The following is a 22813-nucleotide window of genomic DNA, read 5'->3' on the forward strand; positions in this document are numbered from 1 at the left end:
GTGGCCTTTCAATTCGCCGGTCGTAACATTCCGGTCGCAGCGACCTTGAAGAAGTCATTTCTCTTGGTCCTCGCTTCAGGGGGAGCCGTCAGATCTCATCTTTCCCTTGTGGTGTTAAAAGTCCGTCGACCCTATCCAATATTGCGAATGGCATTTAACCGTTTATGGAATTTCCGTCAATCGACAGTCCTATTTCACAGCGACAGTGCAGTTCCCCTGGACAGCCGGCGCAGTGCAATACGAATGACTTTCTGATTAGTCGCGGAGGGTTGCACCTCATTTTTTTGCAATTGCTACGCGGACAAGTGTGTTCATTTCTGAGGCGGAGGTTATAACGTGAGTATCATTTCGTACGCTCAGAATTTCGAAGATGTCATGTTGTGGCGTGCGCTGGCTGGTATCGAGCGTGGTTTATACATCGATATCGGGGCGCAGGATCCGATCGTGGATTCTGTAAGCCTCGCATTTCATGAGCACGGCTGGCGAGGCGTTCACGTTGAGCCGACTCCCCACTACGCTGAACTTCTGAGGCAACAGCGGCCAGGCGACACCGTTATTCAGGCAGCTGTTGGAAGCGAGCAAGCCGTCCTCCAGTTCTTTGAAATTCCGGGAACGGGGATATCAACTGCCGACGCTACGATAGCCGCGCAACATCGCGATCGAGGCTTCGAAGGGCGTGAAATTACTGTGCCTTGCATCCCGTTGTCATCGGTATTTGATATGGTCGGGGACGCCGAGGTACATTGGCTAAAGATAGACGTAGAAGGACTCGAGGCTCAGGTGTTGTCCGGTTGGGGGGCGTCAACTGTGCGCCCATGGATCGTGGTTGTTGAAAGTATCCTGCCGCTTTCCCGAATCGAAACGCACGAAAAATGGGAGGCGCAACTCCTCTCCTATGGATATTCGCTGACTTATTTTGATGGGGTAAATCGCTTTTACGTTTCGGATTCGCATCCTGAACTTAAGTCGGCTTTCCAGATCCCTCCGAATATTTTCGATCGATTCGTACTTAATGGCACCGCTAGCGCGACCTTTCATGACCGTATTGAAGATCGTTGCAACGAGAAAGTCAGTGCGGTACTTGCGCAGATTGAACAGGTAAAAGCCGCCACATCTCGCGAGATTGAGCTTCTTACAGCGAATATCGCTTCGGCAGGGAAATCGCACGCCGAGAGCGAGCGCAAGCTAATTCAGCGCGAGCAGGCCGTCAATCAACAGTTGCTTGCTGAGCAAGGAGAGGTTCGGACTTTGCTCGGAGAAGCGGTTAAGCGGGAAAGGGTGCTGAACGAACAAACTGGCATGGCCCGTCAACAGGTGGAAACCATGTTGCGCACGTTTGCGCAGCGTGAGCAGGAGTTTGCTGCACAACTATTGGCCATGCACGAGCAGGCAGTAGGAGAAAAGGCAGAGCACGCCAGCCGGGTAGAAGATCTGCTGCAAAATCTGGCAATGCGTGAGCGAGAGATTGGCGCACAACTGTTGGCAACTCAGCAAAAGGCATTGCGAGAGATGACCGAGCAGGCGTGCGAGCATGAGATGCAGGTTCGTTTGCTGGAGCGCCGTCAAGCAGAGCGGGAGAGTTCCCTCACAGATCGCCTGGATGCAGTGAAGGCTGACTTGCACTGCCTGCAGAAAGGACAGTCTCAGCGTGAGCGAGAACATGTTGACGAAATCAGTCAATCTCGACAGGAATTGGAAACCGAACTGCGGCGCCAGTTGAACCGTGAGAAGGAAGCGATTGCTCAACTTCTTCATTTTCAACAGGACGCAGCTCTGGATAAGGCGGAGCAGGCCAGCCGCCATAATGAAGAAGTGAAGATGCTGCAGCGTGAGCATCTTCAGCAGGCCGAGGCGCATAATCAGCAGTTGCAAGCTGCGCAGCAATCGATCCAAGACAGTATTTCGAACTTCGCGAATGTCAGGCGTCAGTTCGATGAGCAACTGAATGCAGAGCTCGAGGCAAGCCGACAACTCCGTGATGCCATGGCGTCACTCGAAATTGAACTAGCTGCCATGCGTAATGCAATATCCTGGCGAATCACGGCTCCGTTGCGAGCAGTTGCGCATTGGTTCGGTAAGCCATCCGATTCCGGCGCCGGTTCTAAAAGTGAGACGGCGCACAAGCAGATAGTTGAGTTTGCATCCTCTGCATCGACTAGCCTTTCCGAGGCTAGTCCGCAGGCTGACACCTTGAGTAGTTCCAATCGTGAAGCATTCAGCATGAAAAGCGACCACCTCACCGTAACGACTCCGTTGCTCCGATCAAACGCATTCGAGAACTTCAATGCATTGCTGCAATGTCAAGATTACCAATTTGTAGAGTCTGCATACCTGACGCTCCTGAAGCGGAAGCCCGACTCTGAAGGGGGAAGCTATTATCTGGGCCGACTTCGCGCTGGGGTGCCGAAAATTCAGATTCTCGGTCAGCTGTGTGCCTCCGAGGAAGCTCGCATGATGGGTGTTCAACTCCCAGGGTTGCGTCGAGCATTGAAATGGCAGAAGCTCGCTCAACTGCCAGTATTGGGCAGCTTTGTCAGAATCTTTGCATCAGTCGAGCGTAATACCCAGTTTGAAAACAGACTGCGATCAGTGGAGCAGCAAATATTCGTGCTTGGCCAACAGTCCGAGTTGCGTTTTTCGCAACTGGATCGGAGTATGGATGAGATTAAAAAGGCGATTGAGGCTGGAATGCGAGCCAGTCTTCCAACGCCGGTACAGCATTTGCCTTCGGCTGTCGTATCGCAAGTGGAGGCTGTTGCTGAAGTGAGGCCGCAAGCGCATTCAATATTGACGGAAGCCATTGTCCTTAGGGCCGGCACGCCTGATGACGTGATTGGACAATTGGCTCTCGCGCTTGCTAACTCACAAGAAGCGCAGCAGCTTGCTGAGAGTTGCTGAAGTTAAATACTCAAGAATCTATATATATGTTGCTTAATACAAATTTCCGGGGCCGAGTTTTTCAGACGGTTGAGGCGCTAGATTACGGTGATGCTGTTTCGAATCAGGTGATCGCCTTGGGTAATATGCTCAAGGAGATGGGGATAGACACGTCGATATATTCCCAATGGCATCACCAGGATGTTGCCAGTTTCCGGCAGGATTTAAGCGAGCTGAATCCGACTGATGAGGATATTGTTATCCTGCATTATGCGGGTTATTCGGATCACATGCTCCCTTACGTCCAGGATTTGCGTTGCACGAAGATCTGTGTGTACCACAACATAACTCCACACACTTTCTTTCAACCCGAAACAGACTTGTATAACTTCTGCCTGAAAGGGCGGGAGCAGTTGCACGAAGTGGTCCGTGATTTCCACTATTTCTGGGGCGATAGTACTTATAACCTCGAAGAACTGATCGAACTGGGTGCAAATCCCGAGAATTGTTCTCTCGTGCCAATCATTGTGGGAAAGCAGCCTGCCGATACGGTACAACGAGGCTACGCACATCGGGAACTCGGCTCATGGCTATTTCTCGGGCGAATTGCGGCCAATAAAGGCCACCTCAATCTTGTCAAACTATTCGCGAAAGCTCGTGCGAAGGACAAACGCTGCGCGAGCAGGCTTTATATCGTCGGAAACCACAACCCGGCCGATCCGTATTATCGGGAGCTGCAGCGGCTTATCAAGAAGCTTGATCTTTCTGATTTTGTCGTGTTGACGGGAAAGTTGTCCGACTCCGAAGTGGAAGCATATCTTGCGCGCGCTTCGGTCTATGTGTCGATGAGCGAGCACGAAGGCTTTGGCGTGCCTCTGATCGAGGCGGCTCATTATAGTCTTCCGGTCGTAGCGCTGCGTAGTAGCGCCGTCGGCGAAACCTTGGGTGAAGGTCCGCTCCTCGCTGACTCTCCGGCGGAGATGGTGCCCCTGATTGAGCAGCTGTTGTGCAATGAAGATTACTATAAGAATGCGATCGTTGAGCAGCAGCGCAACGCAAAGCGTTTTTCAAGTGACGCGGTCAACAAGTTACTGGCCGACGCACTGCGCCAGGTTTTGCCGGACCGATTCCGTTTCTCGACAGTGTCGGTTGTCATCTGCACCTATAACCGAAGCGACCTGCTCGAACGTTGTCTCGACTATCTAAATTGTCAGAGCAACCAGAATTTTGAAGTTGTCGTCATCAACGGTCCTTCGACGGACGACACCCAAGCCGTTATTGACAACTACAAAGGGCGAATCAAATTCGCCAATAATCCGGCAAGAAATCTTTCTATCTCCCGGAACATGGGGATTGAGTTGTCTGATGGCGACCTGATCGCCTTCATTGACGATGACGCTATTCCCTTTGATGACTGGATCGACACGCTCCTTCGCGAATTTAACGAGCGGCCGTTGACTCATGCTGCTATCGGCGGCCCTGCCTACTATTCGGGAACGCTTAAGTTTCAGGCGGAAGATATCGGGATCAATCGACTCGCTATCGCCAGAGTCAATATCGACTCGGAGGACATCGGCAGGGACGGCTGGGAGCGCTCGATGCTCGGCACGAACACGTGTTTCCGCGCGGATATTGTTCGCAAGGTGCGGGGCTTCGACGAGCAATTCGACTATTTTCTGGACGAATCGGAAATCAGTTTCAGGCTGCAAGTCCAAGGTCATATCGTGGGCTATGCGCCTGATCTCTACCTGCGTCACGAATTCGCAAAAAGCGACAATCGTGGGGGAAAATATAAGTTCAACTGGTTTTCCATTTGCAAGAATACGGCGTATTTCATCTCAGCCTACTCCGGCCTGACCGGGCAGGCGTTGACCGAGTACGTGAATCGCCGGATGCAGGAGGAGCGCATTGCTGCGCTCGAAATGGGCTGCAAGGTTGGCGAGCTTTCGCGAGCGGAGTGTGATGAGTTTATCAAGGCTATACACGAGGGGACTCGGCAAGGTCTGATTGATGCCGAGGCATTCCCCAAGACTCGCGAATTGGCCGCGGCGCCAGGATCGTTCCGTGTTTACGCAAGCGCACCTCGCTATCCTGTGGTTGGTCGTGACATTGCTTCGCTGCACATCTGTATCGTTACCAAGGAGTTCCCGCCTTTTGTACCGGGCGGTGGTATCGGTACGTTGTACTACCATCTGGCAAGTGAGCTTCTTTTGATGGGGCATCACGTCACCGTGGTGGTGCCCGGCGATTTTAAATCGACCTATCGTCAGGGGCGATTTTCGGTCCATTACGAGCCGGTCCATGCTGCAGTCGCTAACTCAGTTGGCGCTTCAGGCTTTACCAATAATGCAAACTGGTCGGTCAGTGCTCTTCATGCAATTTCGAAGATTCATGCTGAAAGTCCAATTGACATCGTCGACTCGGCGCTTTGGGACAGTGAGGCTCTAGCGTTATCACTGTTGCCGCGTAAGCAGCGTCCGCCTTTGGTTCTGAGGTTGGTGACGCCATTTCCAGTGGCCTCCCGAATTAATGGTTGGTCGATGCCGGAGCAGGAAAGCCGGTTCTTCGAGGCATCGGAAAGAAAGCTCATCGAAAATGCTGATGCGGTAGTGCCAATTAGTGAATCCATCGCCCGCACTATCGAGGCAGAGCATAATTTAAAGCGGGATATCCGTTGGGAAAAGTCTTACTGCGGCATTGCGTATTGGCCGTCCTTTGATGTCTGGAGCGAATACTCAGAGTTAAAGCAGATCAACGGCCAGTCCTTGACTTTCCCGAAGGACGCAAAGCTTGTTCTATTTGTCGGCAGACTTGAGAGGCGGAAGGGCTGTGATGTTCTCCTTGCCGCTGCAAATGAATTCCTGGTCGCGGATCCAGATGCGCATCTAATCCTTGCCGGTAAAGATGGAGAGGGTTGGTCGACGCCGTCTAAATCTGGTCTCGCCGAAAGAATCGCTAAACGAGTCCATTTCGTTGGCGAAGTTGATGACGCCACTCGGGACAAGTTGCTTCATGCGGCTTATTGCGTTGTTTTTCCATCGCGCTACGAATCGTTTGGACTCGTGCCGCTGGAAGCTTTTGTTCACGGAGCACCAGTCATCGCAGCGAATGCCGGCGCTGTGCCCGAAGTTGTTGCGGACAATGAGTGTGGGTTGTTGTTTGAGGGAGAGGATCCGTCAGCGTTGGCGAAGTGCGTGACTCGTCTGCTTCTCGATCTTGATCTGCGGAATCGACTTTCCGCTGGTGCAGAAAGACAAATTCGTAACTTCAGTTCAAGAAAGTCGGCGATCAACTCGATAAAGCTATATGCAAGTGTGTTGGCGAGAGGTAACGGTATAAATACTACCGTCCAACGCGCACGGAAGAAGGTGATCAAAGTAAGCCGAAAGAGCCATTCTTCGTCTTATGTGGGTTCTCATCCTCGCTTGCTTACCCAATGCGGAAAGCGCGACGGAAGACAGATGAAGTCGACTGGAACCACTGGCTTCCTCTTGCACGGACCGTACGTCGATCTACCTGCGGGTAAATATCGGGTGGATCTCTACGGTCAGATCGCGAATGCGGGTACACCGACTGCCTTCGTGGAGGCGATCATTAATTCGGGTGCCAAGCAGTTGGCTATGCAGATGCTTTCCGAAGCGAGGGACGATGCACAGCTTGCGTCAATGGACGTGTTCCTGGATGAACCGTCTCAAGTGGAAATCCGTGTTTGGGTGTCCAGCGAGTCCGAAATGTCTGTTCGGAAATTGGTGATCCTGTCGGAAGAAGATATTAAAGAGTAGCCTTGAGGTTCATTGGACATCTTGGCCAGTGTGAGATGTGATATAGCATGGGAACTGACTTTTTCTTGTACTAGATGCGCTTCAATATCGTTCGGCTTTGCGCCTATGTAGAGTACCTCGGGAAAGGTCATTAATGGTGTCGGCTGTCCGGTAGTCGGGTGTTCTCATCCTCGGGCAGCATCTTCGCGCCAGGTTATACATTTGTCTTAGAGTGAAGAAATCATGAAAAAAGCGATTATTACGGGCATTACGGGGCAAGATGGTGCTTATCTCGCCGAACTCCTCTTGGTGAAAGGCTATGTCGTATACGGTACCTACCGTCGGACGAGTTCGGTCAACTTCTGGCGAATTGGTGAGTTGGGTATTGATAAGCATCCTGACCTGCACCTTGTTGAATACGACCTCACGGATTTGGGCGCGAGTATTCGACTCTTGCAGAGCACGGGCGCCGATGAGGTTTACAACCTCGCGGCACAGAGCTTTGTTGGCGTGTCGTTCGACCAGCCGGTTACGACTGCTGAGATTACGGGCGTTGGTGCAGTGAATCTGCTTGAGGCAATTCGAATCGTCAATCCGTCGATTCGCTTTTACCAGGCCAGTACGTCGGAGATGTTCGGAAAAGTCCAAGCGATTCCGCAAGTCGAATCGACGCCTTTCTATCCGCGTAGCCCGTATGGCGTCGCCAAGTTGTACGCACACTGGATGACGATCAACTATCGTGAAAGCTACGATATCTTCGCGAGTAGCGGGATTCTGTTCAATCACGAGTCGCCGTTGCGTGGTCGAGAATTCGTCACCCGAAAGATCACTGACAGCATGGCAAAGATTCGCGTGGGTCAACTGGATGTGCTTGAACTGGGGAATATGGACGCCAAGCGCGATTGGGGGTTCGCCAAGGAATACGTTGAAGGTATGTGGCGGATGCTCCAGGCGGACAAGCCGGATACATATGTGCTGGCGACAAACCGCACTGAAACTGTACGCGACTTCGTCAGCATGGCGGCAAAGGCAGCCGGCTTTGATCTGCTCTGGGAGGGCACGGCGGAAAACGAGATTGCAATCGATCGAGAAAGCAAAAAGACGCTGGTTCGCGTGAACAAGAAGTTTTACCGGCCTGCTGAGGTCGAGTTGTTGATCGGCAACCCGGAGAAAGCAAAGAGAGAACTCGGCTGGGAACCGAAAACCACGCTGGAAGAACTGTGCTCGATGATGGTGGCTGCAGATATCCGACGTAACCAGACGAATTCATCGTTCTAAAGATTGGCGAGAGTGCTGCGCGTTTATGAATTTAAAAAACGTCTTTCCCGGCCGTGTGATTTTTGACCATCTGGCAAAAACTGCAGGTCAGGCTATCAATGACTGGTTGGTGAAGGCGCTTGGCGCTGGATGCGTGACGCCAAATTTGATCGGGAACCATCAGGACCTGATTCGGAAGCATGGCGGCTTATATTCGGTCATAAGCGCGCACGTGCACTTCGGCGACGGAGAGAGTCTGGACCCGCGTTATCAGTACATGACTCTGCTCCGGGAGCCCGTGGATCGGATTGTTTCGTGGCTATATTTTTTGGTGAATAACCACGATGAATCGCAGCTCCCCGAGCTGTTCCCAGCGGCGAAGCGCTTTCTTGAAAGCGACGGGATTGAACTGTCTGACACTCTCGCCGGTTCAATTTCGAATGCCTATGTAGAGCATTTTTGCCGTATGGGTGGAATCAGCGAGAACTGTGGCGATGGGAGGGTCGAGCGTGCTCTCGCCGCGATCCGGCAGTATGACGTGATAGGAATTTATGAAGACATGCCATTGTTTCTGCGAGACGTGGCTAAGTTGATTGGCTTGGCCGCGCCAACGGGCCTCTCCCGCGTTAACGTCACGCAAAAGCGACCCGCCGTCGAGCAGATAACGTCGGCGCTGCGCAATCGTATCGTTGAATTGAATCAGTTGGACTTACAGTTCTATTCGGAAATTTCGAAGTGGAAGGCCTCTTCCGTCGCACGGAATGAGGAAGCGGAAGAGAAACTACCCGCTGTATCTGTCTGGCAAAGGTATGACCCGGTGCGGGAGCGTTCGGTAACGACCCCGGCGCTCACTATTCTTTCGGCTTCGCTTCGCGAGGGCGCGGAGATCCGTCATGGCCAGTTGATGACGTTCGATGTTGAATTCTCCATTTCCCGAGAAGTTAGCCAGATCGAGATGGGTATTCATATATTCGATGGTGATCGGCAATGGGCGTTTGGTATTAACAGTACGTTGTTGGGAGAGACGTACCAGCCGCTACTGATTGGCAAGTATCGGGTAAGCTACCATGTCGTCGCTGAACTGCCTGCCGGCAGGTTCACCGCGGGGTTTGCGTTTGCCGAGAAGTTTCCGGAGAAGCTGGAAGAGCTAGCGTGGCGAGACTCGATGTGTGAGTTTCAAGTTTCCCACCAGGTTACTCAGCCCTTTGCCGGCTACTCTTATCTTCCGTCAGGGATCAGCCTCACGCCGATCGTCGGACAGGCGTATAGAGAAGGCGGTAGATCTTCGAATATTCAGTCATATACTGGCAGCGATCGTCGACTTCTTACGCAGGTTGGTATGCGAGTAGAAGAGGATATTGTTTCCACCTGCCAGGCAGGATGTCTGGTTTTTGGACCCTATGCGTCTTTAGCCGCGGGGCGTTACCAGATAACGATTAGCGGAGGTGTTGGGTTTGCGGGTACGGCTGGTGCGCGTGTGGACGTGGTAGTCAATAAAGGCGACGGTCTGGTCGCTGAGAGTGTACTTCCCGACTGCGATGAGAGCGGTACCCTGATCATGCTGCCCATTTCCCTCGACGCGCCATGTACAGACCTTGAGATTCGAGTGTGGGTCACCGGCAAAAGCGATCTACGGATTTCAGCGATCCAGATTGAACCATTGGGTTTCGCTGAGGCACATCAGCTACCGCAAAACGTGTGACTCGCTCACTAGATAAATGTATTGGTGCGCTTAATGTCGATGCAGCGGTGCATTCACCGTGTTCCGCGGACGAATGCGTAACGTCCGCGGCATACGATCCCCGTGTTTCTTTCGTGTTCTCCTCTGGAGAAGCGCGTCAAATGTCGGATAGTCCTGTATGAAATTAGTCTTGGCGGTAGACGCGCTTGTTCCTCCGCTCACCGGCATTGGTCGTTACGCCTTGGAGTTGGCGACTCACTATCAGCATACGCGGCATGAATTTGACGCGATGCGTTTTTTCTGCGCCGATCGATGGGTGGACGATCCTGCTGAGCTTTTACAACCAGTAGGCTCAGGAGGTCCTGGCAAAAAGCGGAAGCGCCGGGTGTTTCGCGCGCCGAAACGCTGGCAGCAATGGCGCCTGCGGCGAGAAATGCGCGGGCACCTGTTCCATTCTCCCAACTACTTCTTGCCACAGTCGGTGGAAAGCGGAATTGTGACTGTGCACGATCTTTCGGTATTCAAGTACCCTGAGACGCACCCTGTCGCTCGAATTAAACACTTCGAAAGTGGCTTTTCGTCGACGTTAGAGCGAGCTGATCATGTAATTACTGATTCTGAAGCGACGCGCCGGGAAGTTATCGACTATTTTGGTTGGTCACCCGAACGTATCACTGCGATTGCCTTAGGCGTCCAGGCGAAATTCTGTCACCGAGAAGCGTCTGAGATTTCAACTGCGCTTAACCAGCATGGTCTTGTTTATGGTGGCTACTCGTTGTGCGTTTCCACACTCGAGCCGCGCAAGCGAATCGATCGGCTGCTTGCCGCCTACCTTGATTTGCCTGCGCCGGTGCGCGTCCGTTTCCCACTGGTTCTGGCGGGCAGTGCGGGTTGGTTGAACGACCGATTGCGCGAGCAGATTGCGCAAGGTGAGCGGGAAGGCTGGCTTCGATACATGGGTTTTGTTGACGAGTCGTTTCTGCCTACGCTTTACTCAGGCGCTAGAGCATTTCTTTATCCGTCGGTCTATGAGGGATTCGGCCTTCCAGTGCTAGAAGCGATGGCGAGCGGTGTGCCGACCTTGACCTCAAATTCATCTTCGCTGCCAGAGGTTGCGCGCGGTTCTGCTTGGCTTGTAGAGCCCGACAATCATGAATTGCTGCGCGATGGCATTGAGCAGGTTCTTTGCGACGATGCATGGCGTCAGGCTGCAGTGTCGCAAGGCTTGCAAGTTGCTCGGAAATTGACCTGGAAGCGTTGCGCAGAGCAAACGCTCCAGTTATACCGCCGCTTTGCCTAAGTTAGTTGGCCCGGTCAAGATCCGCGATCAGAACCTTTAATTGTTCGGCGCTTGCCGACCATGTCAACGACTTCATGGCGTGACTGAACGGTGCTGTGCCGCTGCGTAGCTGCTCTAACCAATGAGCCAATTGAGGGGCAAGGTCTTCGCCATTGTTCGCGGTGAAATAGGTCGCGTGCTCGCTTGCCACCTCACGAAACACTGCAAGGTCGCGCGCAAACAATGGCATCCCGTACTGGGCGGCCTCGACTAGGGGAAGGCCGAACCCTTCTGCTTCAGAAGCCATCACAAGCCCATTTAATTCGGAATATAGCTGGGCGAGTTGTGAATCGCTGGTATCGGAAAACCAACGCAGACGTTTGCCAGCCTCAGGGTGGCGGGTCAAGCGTTCGACGAGCGATTCCACTTGCCAACCTTGTCGCCCGGCAATGATCAGCGTGTCTTCTGCCCCGTTTTGCCACAATATTTCGAATGCGTCGAGCACTTGCGCGTGACCTTTACGCGGTTCGATGGTACCGACCATGAGCACCAGTTGGGGGCTCGCGCTAGCGTCTGAATGCGGGTTGGTCCGAAGCAATGTATTTGTTACCGTGCCGGCGGATGCGATAGGAAGGTCGGCACCCAGGTGAAACCATCCGGTGGCAGGTCGCTCATCAGTCAGGCGGAAGCGTTGTGTCAGGCAGTGTTGCATCTGCTCGGACACGGAGCTCGATATACACAGCAGCGCATCGGCGTGTATGGCCAACGTGGATAGCCAGTGTCGAAACGAACGAGCCGCACGCGGTGTAAACCAGTGTTGATGCAGTAAAGGGAGCAGGTCGTACACGACGAATGCGCAGCGCACGCCTTTCGCGCGCCACTTGAAAAGATCGCATTGGCGTCTGGGTACAATTCTGCTGGTTAGATCGAGTCCGAGGAAAATGTCGCCATTGAATACTTGAACGCTTTCGTCTTCCTCGGTCGGTGCGGATGAGGTCAACGATGCGAGGTAGCGATCGGCGTAACGATACGGGATGTTTCTCGTTCCTCGCACGGGACGAATTTCAAACCCGGGCGGAGGAGCTTCCAGAAGTTGCAGCAGTAACGAGCGGACGACGCGCTGGATACCAGTGCCGGCATCATGTGAGGCGATAATCGAAACATCGACAAGCAGTTGCCGAGTGGGGCGTGGGCATCGAGCAGCAGCGGGGCGCACCCGCATGACCGTACGCCGGGCGCTCTTTATGAGTGGGGGCAGCCACCAGATCGCGGCGAACTGAAGCGCTCCTGCCCAAAGCGTCTTGATTGGCTGGATCAATTGATTTGCAGAGTGGGCACCATCAATTCACGCTTTCCTGGTAGAACGTGTAGGCATCCTGGACCTGATCGAACGTGTGCAGCTTGCCTTGGACCAGCACTGCGGCGCGGTCGCAATGTTCTCGGATATAGCCAGGGTCGTGACTGACAATGATCAGCGACCTGTCCCGGCGGCGTTCAAACAGCTCATGGTGGCATTTGGCGTGAAAACGACTGTCACCAACCGCTACAATTTCATCAATCAGGAAGCAGTCGAATTCGATCGCCATCGAGATGGCAAAAGCCAAACGTGCACGCATCCCGGCTGAATAAGTTTTAACCGGTTCACGCAGGTAATAGCCGAGCTCGGAAAACTCCTGAACAAAAGGTTCGGCGGCTTTTGCGTCAGCACCGTACACGCGGCAAATAAAGCGAAGATTATCCATGCCGGTCAGGCTGCCCTGGAACGCGCCGCCGAAAGCGAGCGGCCACGACACGCTCATGTTGCGGCGGATCTTTCCTGAGGTCGGTAATTCTGCGCCGCTGATCATGCGGATCATTGTCGATTTACCGGCGCCGTTACGCCCAAGGATACCGATTTTTTCGCCGGAGTTGACTCGTAGATTGACTTCATCCAACACCCTGCGCCGGCCTTGACGGGTTTGATATTCCTTGCAAACTTTCTGGAGCTCGATCATTCCGGTTCGACTCGCTTGCTAGCGTCTTTGACGAGAAATAAACCGATAAACATCAAAATGAGGTCGCACGCGATCATGTAGCCGATGTCGTAGTGCGGCCTGACCAATGAACCGAAGTAGCCACCCCGAAGCATCTCCGTGCCGTGGACCATTGGCAGAAGTAGGACGATCGGTTGGAACTTTTCGGGCAGCCAGTCGACCATAAAAAGGGCGCCGGAGAGCGGGAAGAGCAGATAGGCGATAGTGTGCCAGACACGTTCAACGGTTTCGCTTCGTTCGCTTAGCGCACCAATAGCAAATCCGAGAGAACTGCCGAAAATTGCAAGGTAAATCCACGCAGCAATCACGAGTGTGATGTCCTGCGGAGGTTTCATTAGTCCGACAGTAACGAAAACCACGGTCAAAAACACGAAGGACATCGTTGCCCCAGCGATTTCCAACAGTACCCGTGCCATGAACAAGTCGATCACACGCACATTGCGGTGATAAAGCAGCGCCTGATTAGGCAGAATCGCCAAGGCGCAACGGTTGGCGCAATTACGCCAAAGCAGAACGGATGAGTAACCCGTCACGGCGAATGATGTAATCGGAAGAGTCGAGCCATGCGTTGCTTTTGTGGCGGTCCATAACGCGAGGACCCCCAACGTAAACATCATCGGCTCAAAAAAGATCCATAAGAACCCGACGTTATGTCGCCCGTATCGAGTCAGAATCTCGCGCATCAAAAGCGCGCCGACGACGCGCGTTTGAATTTGCAGTGATCTTAGGAAGGGAGTGTCGTGGTGCACAGTTTCCGATCCTAGTCGTGGTGTTCACGCACGCCCGCAAGTAGCAGACTCAACACGCCCCAAACGATCATGCCTAGCGCGAACACTTCAAAAATGGACTTGAGTCGTTTCGGCTCAATCGCGATGTCAGGTGTGTTCGGTTGAACAAGCCTTTCGAGGTATAGCTGCTTGCGCTGAGCTTCAGCGCGCGCGTTTTCGAGAGCGCTCATTGCCGAAGCCAATTGTTTGTCTGCGAACTGCGAGTCCAATTGCAGGCGAGCGTAGGCAGCCGCTTTGTTCGACAGCGAATTCTTACCGCCTGTCACCCCGCCAGTTGCCGTTTCGATCTGTTTCTGAAGCGTCGAGATGCTAGTTCTGAGAACAGGGATTTGCGGATTTTGCGGAGCGATTGATTGTAGTTGAATCAACTCGGTCTGTGCTGCGAACAACTGGGTTTGCAGCGCAGTGACCTGCTGCAACTGAAGTGCAGACTGGCGTTCTGGGTCGAAAACGGTGTATGAGTTACGATAGGTTGCCAATGCGGCGGCGGCATCTTTGGCCTTGGTCGCGGCGATGTCGACCTGGATTTGTGCAAACTGGACCGTGTCTGTGGCAGCCCTTGCGTTCATCCGGTTGATCAGTCGCTCGCTTAACTCAAGCAGTTTCTCGTTGATTTTGGCCGAGTCTTCAGCCGTATAGCTACGAACCTTCAGCGTCGTAATTGAGGAAGTCGAATCGAGCTCCACGTTTACGATTTGCTTGCTGTAGTATTTCCACAATGCTTCGAAGCTGCCATCCAGGCTTCGCGGAAAGTGGCTCAGGAAGTCGCCATGATTTCCATATGCGTCCGCAATGTAATTGTTCTGGTTTAATTCTTTGAGCGCATCGCGCGACTCAATGTAGTCGATCACGGGATAGGTGTCGTCCTGCGAACGCGAGAAGCCCGTGCCTTGCAAGAGTGCGCCGACCACGCTCGTCTGACTTTGTCGTTGGGGGCTTCGCACGACGAACCGCGACTCGGAGATGTAGATGTCCGACGCAACTAGCCCGAAGTACACGACGGCGATGGCCGTCGGCACGACGACAGTCAGCGTGAATAGGCGATTGACTCCCTTGATCCGTTCGATCAGCCCTTTTTTCTTCCCCGAGGGCGGCAGCGCAGTGTTGCTAGATACTGTTTCCAACGTCTTATCCAACTTTGATTAGTGCTTTCAATTCCCCAAGTGCCCGGTGGGCAAATCGAAGGGAAGAGAGGCTGCGACCGCGATTTACACGGCCAGAATCCATTCAGGCGTCGTTTGTGAGCAATGCAAGCACGTTTACGGCAAATTTGACTGAAAGTGCAGGCGTAAATTGAAGGTCGTTTTTGTCATGCGCCAAACTTTTATCGTGCGTCAAACAATGCATGCAGCTTAGCCGATACAGCCTGGGCGGTCGATTATAGCCACTCGATATCCCGGGCGCCATCGGCCACCGTCTCCTTCCAACAAATTTCCTCAAATTTTTCTATCTTTCTAATTTTTTATCTTGTGATGTTGTATCCTTCCATCCTTGCTTAAGGCCAGCATCCACTATTCAAACGATTCCGAAGTCTCCGGGGGAAGGGCGTGTCTTATGCGTTCTGTCGGTGAGGCTTGGGGCGCTTTCGACGTATTCACATGCACCGCTCCTTTCTTGCCCTGCAAGGCACGGCTTCTCCGTTCTTTAGCCGACTTGCCACTGCGTTGCGCGAGCATGATCATGCTGTACGCCGAGTTAATTTCTGCGGTGGCGACCTCGCATACGCCGGTATTGGCGATGCGTGGAATTTCTCCCTGCAATCCAGTGAGCTATCGGATTGGTACGTCAATAAGATGAAGGCAGGTAATTTTACCGACGTAATAATGTTCGGTGACTGCCGCGAAATTCATCGCCCGATTCATCCGATCGCGCAGGCCCACGGTCTTCGAGTCCACGTATTCGAAGAGGGTTATGTTCGTCCACATTGGCTAACGCTGGAAAGCCACGGCGTCAACGGCCGCTCAAAATTGCCGCGCGATCCTGCGTGGTATCTCGAACAACGTCACGCCACTCCGGCCAGCCCAGTCGGTCAACCCACCGGCTACAACCTCTACGAACGCGCGTTTCACGACATCCGTTACCGGAGCGCCAATACTCTATTTGCGCCGCGTTTTCCGCATTACCGCAGCCACCGTCCGAGAAACGGCTTCTTCGAATACTCCGGATTGGCCGCCCGCGCGTTGCGTCAACGTCAGCATCATCGCGATTCCGATCGGATCACGCAGGATCTGCTCAACGCGGGTCATGCTTATTACATATTTCCGCTTCAACTGAATTCGGATGCGCAGATCGTCGTTCATTCGCCATTCGACAGCGTGCGGGAGGCAATCGCTAAAGTACTGACATCATTCGCGCGGCACGCACCGGCCGACAGCTGGCTGGTGATCAAGAACCATCCGCTCGACACGGGCCTGATCGACTACCGCCGTCATTCGGAACAACTCGCCCGTGAACTGGGCATCGCCGACCGCATGCGCTTCATCGACGCGGGCCATTTGCCCACGCTGCTCGACCACGCGCAGGGCGCGGTGGTTGTGAACAGCACGGTCGGGTTGTCGGCATTGCATCATCGCCGTCCGCTAATCGCACTCGGCACGGCCATTTACAGCATGGAGGGACTCACCTGGCAAGGCTCCCTTGACGACTTCTGGCTGCATGCCGAGCAGCCGGACATGCACCTGTATCAGTCGTTCCTCGACTACGTTGTCCACCATACTCAGATCAACGGCGACTTCTACACGAAAACAGGCATCGCGATGGCGGTCGCCGGCGCAGTGCAACGTCTTGAGGCCGCGGAGCATGTCTAACAACGCCCCGCGCCACATCGTCATCACCGGCGCGAGCGCGGGGCTCGGTCGCGCGCTCGCGCAGGCCTACGCAGCGCCAGATACGGGGCTTGGCCTGATCGGCCGCGACGCTGAACGCCTGGAAGCCGCAGCCCAAGCCTGCCGCGCAAAAGGCGCAAAGGTACAAACCGGCCTGATCGACGTACGCGACGCGCAAGCCATGCAAGCCTGGCTGCATCAATTCGACGACGCCCACCCCATCGATCTACTCATCGCCAACGCCGGAGCGGCCAGCACGCTCGCATCCGCGAACGACTGGGAAGAACTCGAGCGCACTGCGGCGATTGTCGACACCAATTTCTACGGCGCAATGCACGCGGTTCTGCCAGTCATTTCGCGCATGCGCGCGCGCAGACAAGGCCAGATCGCGTTGGTCAGCTCGCTCGCCGCACTGCGAGGCATGGCGATTTCGCCGGCTTATTGTGCAAGCAAATCCGCGATTAAAGCGTACGGCGATTCGGTTCGCCCAATCCTGGCGCGGGAAGGCATCCGCATGTCAATCGTTTTGCCGGGTTTCGTGAAGACGGCCATGAGCGACGTGTTCCCCGGCGGCAAACCGTTCCTCTGGTCCGCGGATAAAGCGGCCCAGCACATCAAGCGCAAGCTGAACTCCGGCCGCGCGGAAATCGCTTTCCCCGGCTTGCTCGCCTTCGGCATGCGCCTTTTGCCGCTATTGCCTGCTGTGATGGCCGATGCGATTCTCGGCGGTCTGTCGTATCTGCCTCAGGAGAAGCGCTGAGTGGAGGCAACGCCGGTGACAACGTTGGCAATCAGCTTCGCGGCCGCGGCCGTCGTTGCGCTTCTGCCTGAAGCGATCGCGACGCCGCGCGCGTCGTTGCGCCGCTCGCCGGTTTCGTTTGCGGTGCATGTTACCGTTATTGGTTTTCTATTCGCGTGCATGCTGCTGATCACCGGACGCGTGAAGTTTTCCGCGTTCGTCGCAGTCGCGCTGGTCGCGCTGCTGGCGGGCGTGAGCAACGCCAAATATGCATCGCTCAAAGAGCCGTTCGTTTTCACCGATCTGAGTCTCTTCAGCCAGCTTTTCGCGCACCCACGTCTATACCTGCCGTTCCTCGGCCTCGGGACGGTAGTGGCGATCGTAGTCGGTATCGTGGTGGTGGTGGCGGGCTTCATGGCTGAGAGGCCGCTCGTGCATCGCCCGGTGGGCGAGCTTCTGATTACCGCGTGCGCCTGCCTTGTCGCGGCATATGTATTCGCTGCCCGCCTGCCGCTCAAACTGAATGCCGTCGACGACCAGAAGCGTCACGGCTTCTTCGCCGTATTCGTTGCCTACCTGCTGAACGGAATGCGTCGCGCCACCGCGGACCAACTGCGCGAAGCATTGGCCGCAGGCCCATTCACGAGCGGCACTCCGCAATCCACTCCCGACGTCATTCTGATCCAGAGCGAATCGTTTTTCGACGCGCGGCGTCTAGCAGAACCGATCGATCCGGCCATCCTGACTCACTTCGACACCGCGCGCCGGGAGTCGGTCCAGTACGGCGAGTTGACGGTGCCCGCATGGGGCGCCAACACGATGCGGACCGAGTTCGCGGTGCTGACGGGCATCGACCAGACTCAGCTCGGCTACGCACGTTTCTATCCGTACGCGTTTGTGCGTCAAGCGTGCAGGTCGCTCGCCTCATGGTTCAAATACGCCGGCTACAAAACGCTGGCGATCCACCCGTACTACGCGGATTTCTTCGGCCGCGAACGGGCGTTCAAACATTTACAGATCGACCGTTTCGTCGATATCAAGGCGTTCGCCGACGCGCCGCGCGCAGGCCCGTATGTTTCCGATCAGGCAGTCGCGGACTGGATTATCAAGGTGCTTGACGAACCTCGCGACAAGCCCGCGTTCATCTTTTCGATGACGATGGAAAATCACGGCCCGCTGCATCTCGAACAGGTTGAAGCGGGCGAGGGCGCCGCTTTCCATTCGCTCGGCGACGATCCGCGCTGGCGCGACCTCACCGCGTATCTGCGGCATCTCGCGAATGCCGACGCGATGCTCGGCCAACTGCTCGCCGAGCTGCGCGCGCGCCGCCGTGATACGGTGCTGTGTTTTTACGGCGACCACGTTCCGGCGCTGTCTCATGTTTATGCGGGCCTTGGCTGCAAGCCAGCCCGCAGCGACTATTTCATCTGGCGCAACTACGGTGACGCGCCCGCTACCCCAAAAGATCTGAGCGCCGAACAACTCGGCGTCGCCCTCGTTCGGACTCTCGAATCGGCCACGCCGCGCGGAACGCCGGCGCGTACGCTGCACCCAACAACAGAATGATGACCAAACAGATTGCTATTGTGGGGATGGCTTGCCGCTTCCCCGGCCATGTCCAGGGACCCGAAGACTTTTGGGCGTTGCTGCGCGACGAAAAGGATGCAGTAACCCAGATCCCGGCTGACCGCTTCGGCACGGAGTTCTATCAGCATCCGTCGAAACGGGAAGCGGGCAAGAGCTATACGTTCTCGGCTGGCGTGCTCGACGACGTCGCCGGCTTCGACGCGGCCTTCTTCGGCATTTCACCGCGCGAAGCGCAGCAGATGGATCCGCAGCAGCGTTTGCTGCTCGAACTCGCATGGGAAACCTTCGAGGACGCGGGTGTGCGTCCGCGCGATATGGAAGGCAGCAATTGCGCGGTCTATATCGGCGTGGCGAGCCCTGACTACGGCAATCGTTTCGTCGACGACCTGAACGCAGTCGACCCGTACTCGGCAACCGGCAACACGCTGAGCATCGCATCGAACCGCTTGTCATATCTGTTCGATCTTCGCGGGCCGAGCGTGTCGGTCGATACGGCCTGTTCATCGTCGCTCGTCGCGTTGCATCAGGCGTGTCAGGCTCTTCAATCGGGCGACGCCGAGATGGCGCTCGCGGGCGGCGTCAATCTGCTGCTGCATCCGTTCGGTTTCGTGACGTTTTCGAAGGCGTCGATGCTCTCGCCGCGCGGCCGTTGCCGCGCGTTCGACGCGAGTGGCGACGGCTATGTCCGCTCGGAAGGCGGCGCGCTGGTGATGCTGAAGACGCTGGAGCGCGCGCTGGCCGACGGCGATACGATCCACGCGGTGATCGCCGGTTCGGGCGTCAATTCGGACGGCTATTCGCAAGGCGGCATCAGCGTGCCGGGCGCGGCCACGCAAGCGGCACTGCTACGCACGGTCTACGACCGCGCGGGCGTCGATCCGCGCTCGCTCGCTTATGTCGAGGCGCATGGCACCGGCACCGCGGTCGGCGACCCGATCGAAGCGCGCGCGCTGATGGAAGTCGCCTCGGCGGGAAGGCCGGTCGACCAGCCGTTGCTGATCGGTTCGGTGAAGACTAACGTCGGCCACCTCGAAACCGCGTCGGGCATGGCGGGTTTGATGAAGGCGATCCTGTGCCTGAAGCACCGCGCCGTGCCGAAGACGTTGCATTTCGAAACACCCAATCCGGCGATCGATTTCGTCGGCGGCCGGTTGCGTGTCGTGGATCGTCTGACGCCGCTAAATAACGGCGTGGAGCCACTCGTGATCGGCGTCAACTCGTTCGGTTTTGGCGGCACGAATGCGCACATCGTGCTGCGTGAAGCACCGTCGATCGCAGCCGATACAAGCAGCACCGCGCTCACGCAAGCCGACAGCGCAACGGCGCCGCTGTCGCCACTCATCCTGTCGGCCCGCGCCGCCGCCGCGCTGCCGCAACTCGCGGCACGCTATCTGTCCGCGCTCGATAAAGGCGCGTCGTGGAACGCGCTGGCTGCCAACGCGGCGCATCGGCGGCAATGGCTCAAGCATCGCGCAATCGTCGCGCCGTCCACGCTCGCGGAGGCCCACGCGGCACTCGGCGCGCTGGCCGCGCCGACGCCAGATCAGACGGAAGCAGCCCTCGTCCAAGGCGACGCCCCCGGCGACGACTCGCGTCTCGCGCTGGTGTTCTCCGGCAACGGCTCGCAGTGGGCCGGCATGGGCAAGCTGTTGCTCGAACAGGAGCCGGTGTTTCGCGCCGCGCTCGACGAACTCGACGCGTTCTGGTGTGCCGACGGCAGCCCGTCGCTGGTCGATGTGCTGCGTGAAGGCGTGAGCGCCGAGCGCCTCGCGGCAACCGAGCACTCGCAGCCGTTGCTGTTCGCGATCCAGGTCGGCGTGGTGCGTGTGCTCGAAGCACGCGGCGTCGGCTATGACGTGTGCCTGGGTCACAGCGTCGGCGAAGTCGCGGCGGCGTGGGCGTCGGGCGCATTGACGTTGGCGCAGGCCGTGCACGTGATCAGGATTCGCAGCCGCGCTCAGGCGAGCACGCGCGGCACGGGCCGCATGGCCGCCGCCGGTCTCGGCGACGCCGCGATGCGCGCGCTGCTGGCGCAACTCGGTGTGGACACCGCGGTTGAAATCGCAGGCGTGAACAGCCCGCAAGCGGTCACGCTCGCTGGCCCGCTCGGCGCGTTGCAGGCGGTCGAAGCCGCGGTCAAAGAGAGCGGCCGCTTCTTCCAGCTGCTGGAGCTCGACTACGCGTTTCACAGCCGCCAGATGGACCCGATCGAGCCCGCCGTGCTGGCAGGTCTCGCGGATCTCGCGCCAAACGCGGCGGTATGCAGCTTCGTATCGACGGTCACGGGCGCGGAGCTCGCGGGCACCGAACTCGGCGCGCACTACTGGTGGCGCAATATCCGCGAGCCGGTTCGTTTCGGCGACGCGGTGGCGCAGGCCGCGCAAATGGGCGTGCGTCTGTTCCTCGAAATCGGCCCCCATTCGATCTTGCGCACCTACGTGACGCAAACGCTAGACGACGCGCGTGTCGCCGGCCGCTCGCTGCCGACGCTCAAGCGCCATCACGACAGCGCACACATGCTGGATTACGCGCTCTACGCGATGATCGCGAACGGCGCGCGTGTCGATGCCGACTGCTTTGCACCGCTCGGCGCGCGCGTGCCGCTGCCGTCCTATCCGTGGCAGCACGAACGTCATTGGCTCGGCCCGACTCCCGAGGCCTACAACTTGGTCAATCGCCGCCGCGAACATCCGCTGCTCGGTTATCGCCTGCGCGAACATGCGCTCGCGTGGGAAAACCAGCTCGATCCCACGGGCTTGCCGATGCTGGCGGATCACGTGGTGGACGGCGGCGCCGCCTTCCCTGGAGCGGGTTACGTCGAGATGGCGCTGGCCGCCGCGCGCGTGCATTTCGGCACGGCGAGCTGCGCGCTCGAGAACCTCGAAATCCGTTTGCCGGTCGTGTTCCAGCCGCAGCATTCGAAGCTGTTCCGCTTTACTGTCGATGTGCGCACCGCGGGTTTCACGATCGAAACGCGCGACCGTATGTCCGACGAAGCGTGGTCGCTGAACGTCACCGGCCGTTTGCTTGCAAGCGGCTGCGCACTGGGCGCGGAGGCCGACGCAGCCACGCTGCCGGCGACGACACTGATCGACCTGCTGGCCCGGCCGCCGATGTCGGGTGACATGCTGTATGAAAACACCAGCGCCATCGGCCTGAACTACGGCCCGGCGTTCCGATGGGTGCGCTCGGTGCACGTCGATACACACGCCGACATCGCGCTCGCGGAAGTGGAAATGCCCGTGGTGCTCGCACAATCCGGCACGGCTTCCAATGCGTATGCATTGCATCCGGCGTTGATGGACAGCGGTTTCCATCCGCTCTTCGCATTGCTCGCGTCGCCGGATCAGGTGCAGATCGAGCACGCCGCTTATGTGCCGGTACAACTCGGCCGCATCGATTATTTGCGCGGCGACGCGGTCTGCTACGTGTTGGCGCGGATCGAGCGGCGCAGCCCGCATTCGGTGGTGGCGTCGTTCGAATTCGCCGACGCGCAAGGTGAAATCGTCGCGCGGCTCAGCGCATGCCGCTTCCGTCGCGTCGATCTGATGGGCCGTCGTCAGCAGGCGCCCGGACGTTATGCGTATGTCGTCGAAGCGAAGCCGCTCGCGGGCGATGCCGACGCGCGCTCGCTGCCCGATCCCGCCGCATTGCTCGACGATGCCGTTGCCGCGCTGGCCACGCACGAAAGCCAGTCGCGCCGACAGTCACATCTGACCGAAATGCTGCCGCTCATCGACGTGCTCGCCGGCGCCTACGCGTTGCGTGCGCTCGACGCGTTGAACGTTTTCGAACAGGCGTCGCTGCCGGATTGCGCGCATCCGGCGCTGCTCGCGCGGCTAGCGCAGATCGTCGTCGAAGATGGTCTCGCGCGTCGCGAAGGCACGCGTCTCGTACGTGATGCCGAGGCTTGCGCGAGCTTGCCCGGTATCGACGAACTATGGCGCGATCTGCTCGCGCAATCACCCGCGCACGTCGCCGAACTG

At 56.8% G+C, this 22813-nt stretch carries 13 protein-coding genes; 9 read left to right on the forward strand and 4 right to left on the reverse strand.

Going from position 1 to position 22813, the window contains the following annotated elements; translation table 11 throughout:
• The first annotated feature begins 336 nt into the window (after nt 1-336).
• The 5 genes from CIC12_RS00910 (at nt 337) to CIC12_RS00930 (ending at nt 10876) form a co-directional block, all read left to right on the forward strand.
• Nucleotides 337-2898 carry an FkbM family methyltransferase gene (locus CIC12_RS00910; protein WP_168661288.1) on the forward strand — a complete coding sequence of 854 codons (2562 nt, stop codon included), beginning with the start codon at nt 337-339 and terminating at the stop codon, nt 2896-2898.
• Nucleotides 2899-2924: 26 nt separating this feature from the next.
• A complete protein-coding gene (locus CIC12_RS00915; protein ID WP_168661290.1) occupies nt 2925-6659 on the forward strand; it encodes a glycosyltransferase in 3735 nt (1244 codons plus the stop codon).
• A 222-nt stretch (nt 6660-6881) separates the two neighbouring features.
• Entirely contained in the window at nt 6882-7916 is a 1035-nt protein-coding gene (gene gmd, locus CIC12_RS00920) for a GDP-mannose 4,6-dehydratase (RefSeq protein ID WP_168661292.1), read from the forward strand.
• 25 nt (nt 7917-7941) lie between these two features.
• Complete coding sequence (locus CIC12_RS00925; RefSeq protein WP_168661294.1) at nt 7942-9597, forward strand: Wzt carbohydrate-binding domain-containing protein; 1656 nt, start codon at nt 7942-7944, stop codon at nt 9595-9597.
• A 157-nt stretch (nt 9598-9754) separates the two neighbouring features.
• Nucleotides 9755-10876, forward strand: coding sequence for a glycosyltransferase family 4 protein (locus CIC12_RS00930; protein WP_168661296.1), 1122 nt, complete (start codon nt 9755-9757; stop codon nt 10874-10876).
• A 1-nt stretch (nt 10877) separates the two neighbouring features.
• Here CIC12_RS00930 and CIC12_RS00935 read toward each other — a convergent pair whose 3' ends face one another.
• The 4 genes from CIC12_RS00935 to CIC12_RS00950 are packed head-to-tail and all read right to left on the reverse strand — an operon-like array spanning nt 10878 to nt 14800.
• Nucleotides 10878-12173 carry a glycosyltransferase family 4 protein gene (locus CIC12_RS00935; RefSeq protein ID WP_238812280.1) on the reverse strand — a complete coding sequence of 432 codons (1296 nt, stop codon included), beginning with the start codon at nt 12171-12173 and terminating at the stop codon, nt 10878-10880.
• A 22-nt stretch (nt 12174-12195) separates the two neighbouring features.
• Nucleotides 12196-12849 carry an ABC transporter ATP-binding protein gene (locus CIC12_RS00940; RefSeq protein WP_168661299.1) on the reverse strand — a complete coding sequence of 218 codons (654 nt, stop codon included), beginning with the start codon at nt 12847-12849 and terminating at the stop codon, nt 12196-12198.
• Nucleotides 12846-13637 carry an ABC transporter permease gene (locus CIC12_RS00945; protein WP_168661301.1) on the reverse strand — a complete coding sequence of 264 codons (792 nt, stop codon included), beginning with the start codon at nt 13635-13637 and terminating at the stop codon, nt 12846-12848. The genes CIC12_RS00940 and CIC12_RS00945 overlap by 4 nt, the downstream gene beginning before the upstream one ends.
• Before the next feature lie 11 nt (nt 13638-13648).
• Entirely contained in the window at nt 13649-14800 is a 1152-nt protein-coding gene (locus CIC12_RS00950) for a hypothetical protein (RefSeq protein WP_168661303.1), read from the reverse strand.
• Nucleotides 14801-15274: 474 nt separating this feature from the next.
• Between CIC12_RS00950 and CIC12_RS00955 the strand changes: the two genes are divergently transcribed.
• The 4 genes from CIC12_RS00955 to CIC12_RS00970 form a co-directional block, all read left to right on the forward strand.
• Entirely contained in the window at nt 15275-16483 is a 1209-nt protein-coding gene (locus CIC12_RS00955; RefSeq protein WP_168661305.1) for a capsule biosynthesis protein, read from the forward strand.
• Nucleotides 16476-17261 carry an SDR family NAD(P)-dependent oxidoreductase gene (locus CIC12_RS00960; protein ID WP_168661307.1) on the forward strand — a complete coding sequence of 262 codons (786 nt, stop codon included), beginning with the start codon at nt 16476-16478 and terminating at the stop codon, nt 17259-17261. The genes CIC12_RS00955 and CIC12_RS00960 overlap by 8 nt, the downstream gene beginning before the upstream one ends.
• Before the next feature lie 15 nt (nt 17262-17276).
• Nucleotides 17277-18806: a sulfatase-like hydrolase/transferase gene (locus CIC12_RS00965; protein WP_168661309.1), complete on the forward strand. Its 1530-nt coding sequence runs from the start codon at nt 17277-17279 to the stop codon at nt 18804-18806.
• A partial coding sequence (locus CIC12_RS00970) for a type I polyketide synthase (protein ID WP_168661311.1) occupies nt 18803-22813 on the forward strand: 4011 nt, incomplete at its 3' end. The genes CIC12_RS00965 and CIC12_RS00970, both read left to right, overlap by 4 nt.

Source organism: Paraburkholderia sp. SG-MS1, from assembly GCF_012275575.1.
Classification (GTDB): Bacteria; Pseudomonadota; Gammaproteobacteria; order Burkholderiales; family Burkholderiaceae; genus Paraburkholderia.

Excerpts from the sequence above, each read along its gene's own strand:
- CIC12_RS00940 (WP_168661299.1), bottom strand. The coding sequence starts at position 12,849 with ATGATCGAGCTCCAGAAAGTTTGCAAGGAATATCAAACCCGTCAAGGC.
- CIC12_RS00955 (WP_168661305.1), top strand. The coding sequence starts at position 15,275 with ATGCACCGCTCCTTTCTTGCCCTGCAAGGCACGGCTTCTCCGTTCTTT.
- CIC12_RS00960 (WP_168661307.1), top strand. The coding sequence starts at position 16,476 with ATGTCTAACAACGCCCCGCGCCACATCGTCATCACCGGCGCGAGCGCG.
- CIC12_RS00915 (WP_168661290.1), top strand. The coding sequence starts at position 2,925 with ATGTTGCTTAATACAAATTTCCGGGGCCGAGTTTTTCAGACGGTTGAG.
- gmd (WP_168661292.1), top strand. The coding sequence starts at position 6,882 with ATGAAAAAAGCGATTATTACGGGCATTACGGGGCAAGATGGTGCTTAT.
- CIC12_RS00925 (WP_168661294.1), top strand. The coding sequence starts at position 7,942 with ATGAATTTAAAAAACGTCTTTCCCGGCCGTGTGATTTTTGACCATCTG.
- CIC12_RS00930 (WP_168661296.1), top strand. The coding sequence starts at position 9,755 with ATGAAATTAGTCTTGGCGGTAGACGCGCTTGTTCCTCCGCTCACCGGC.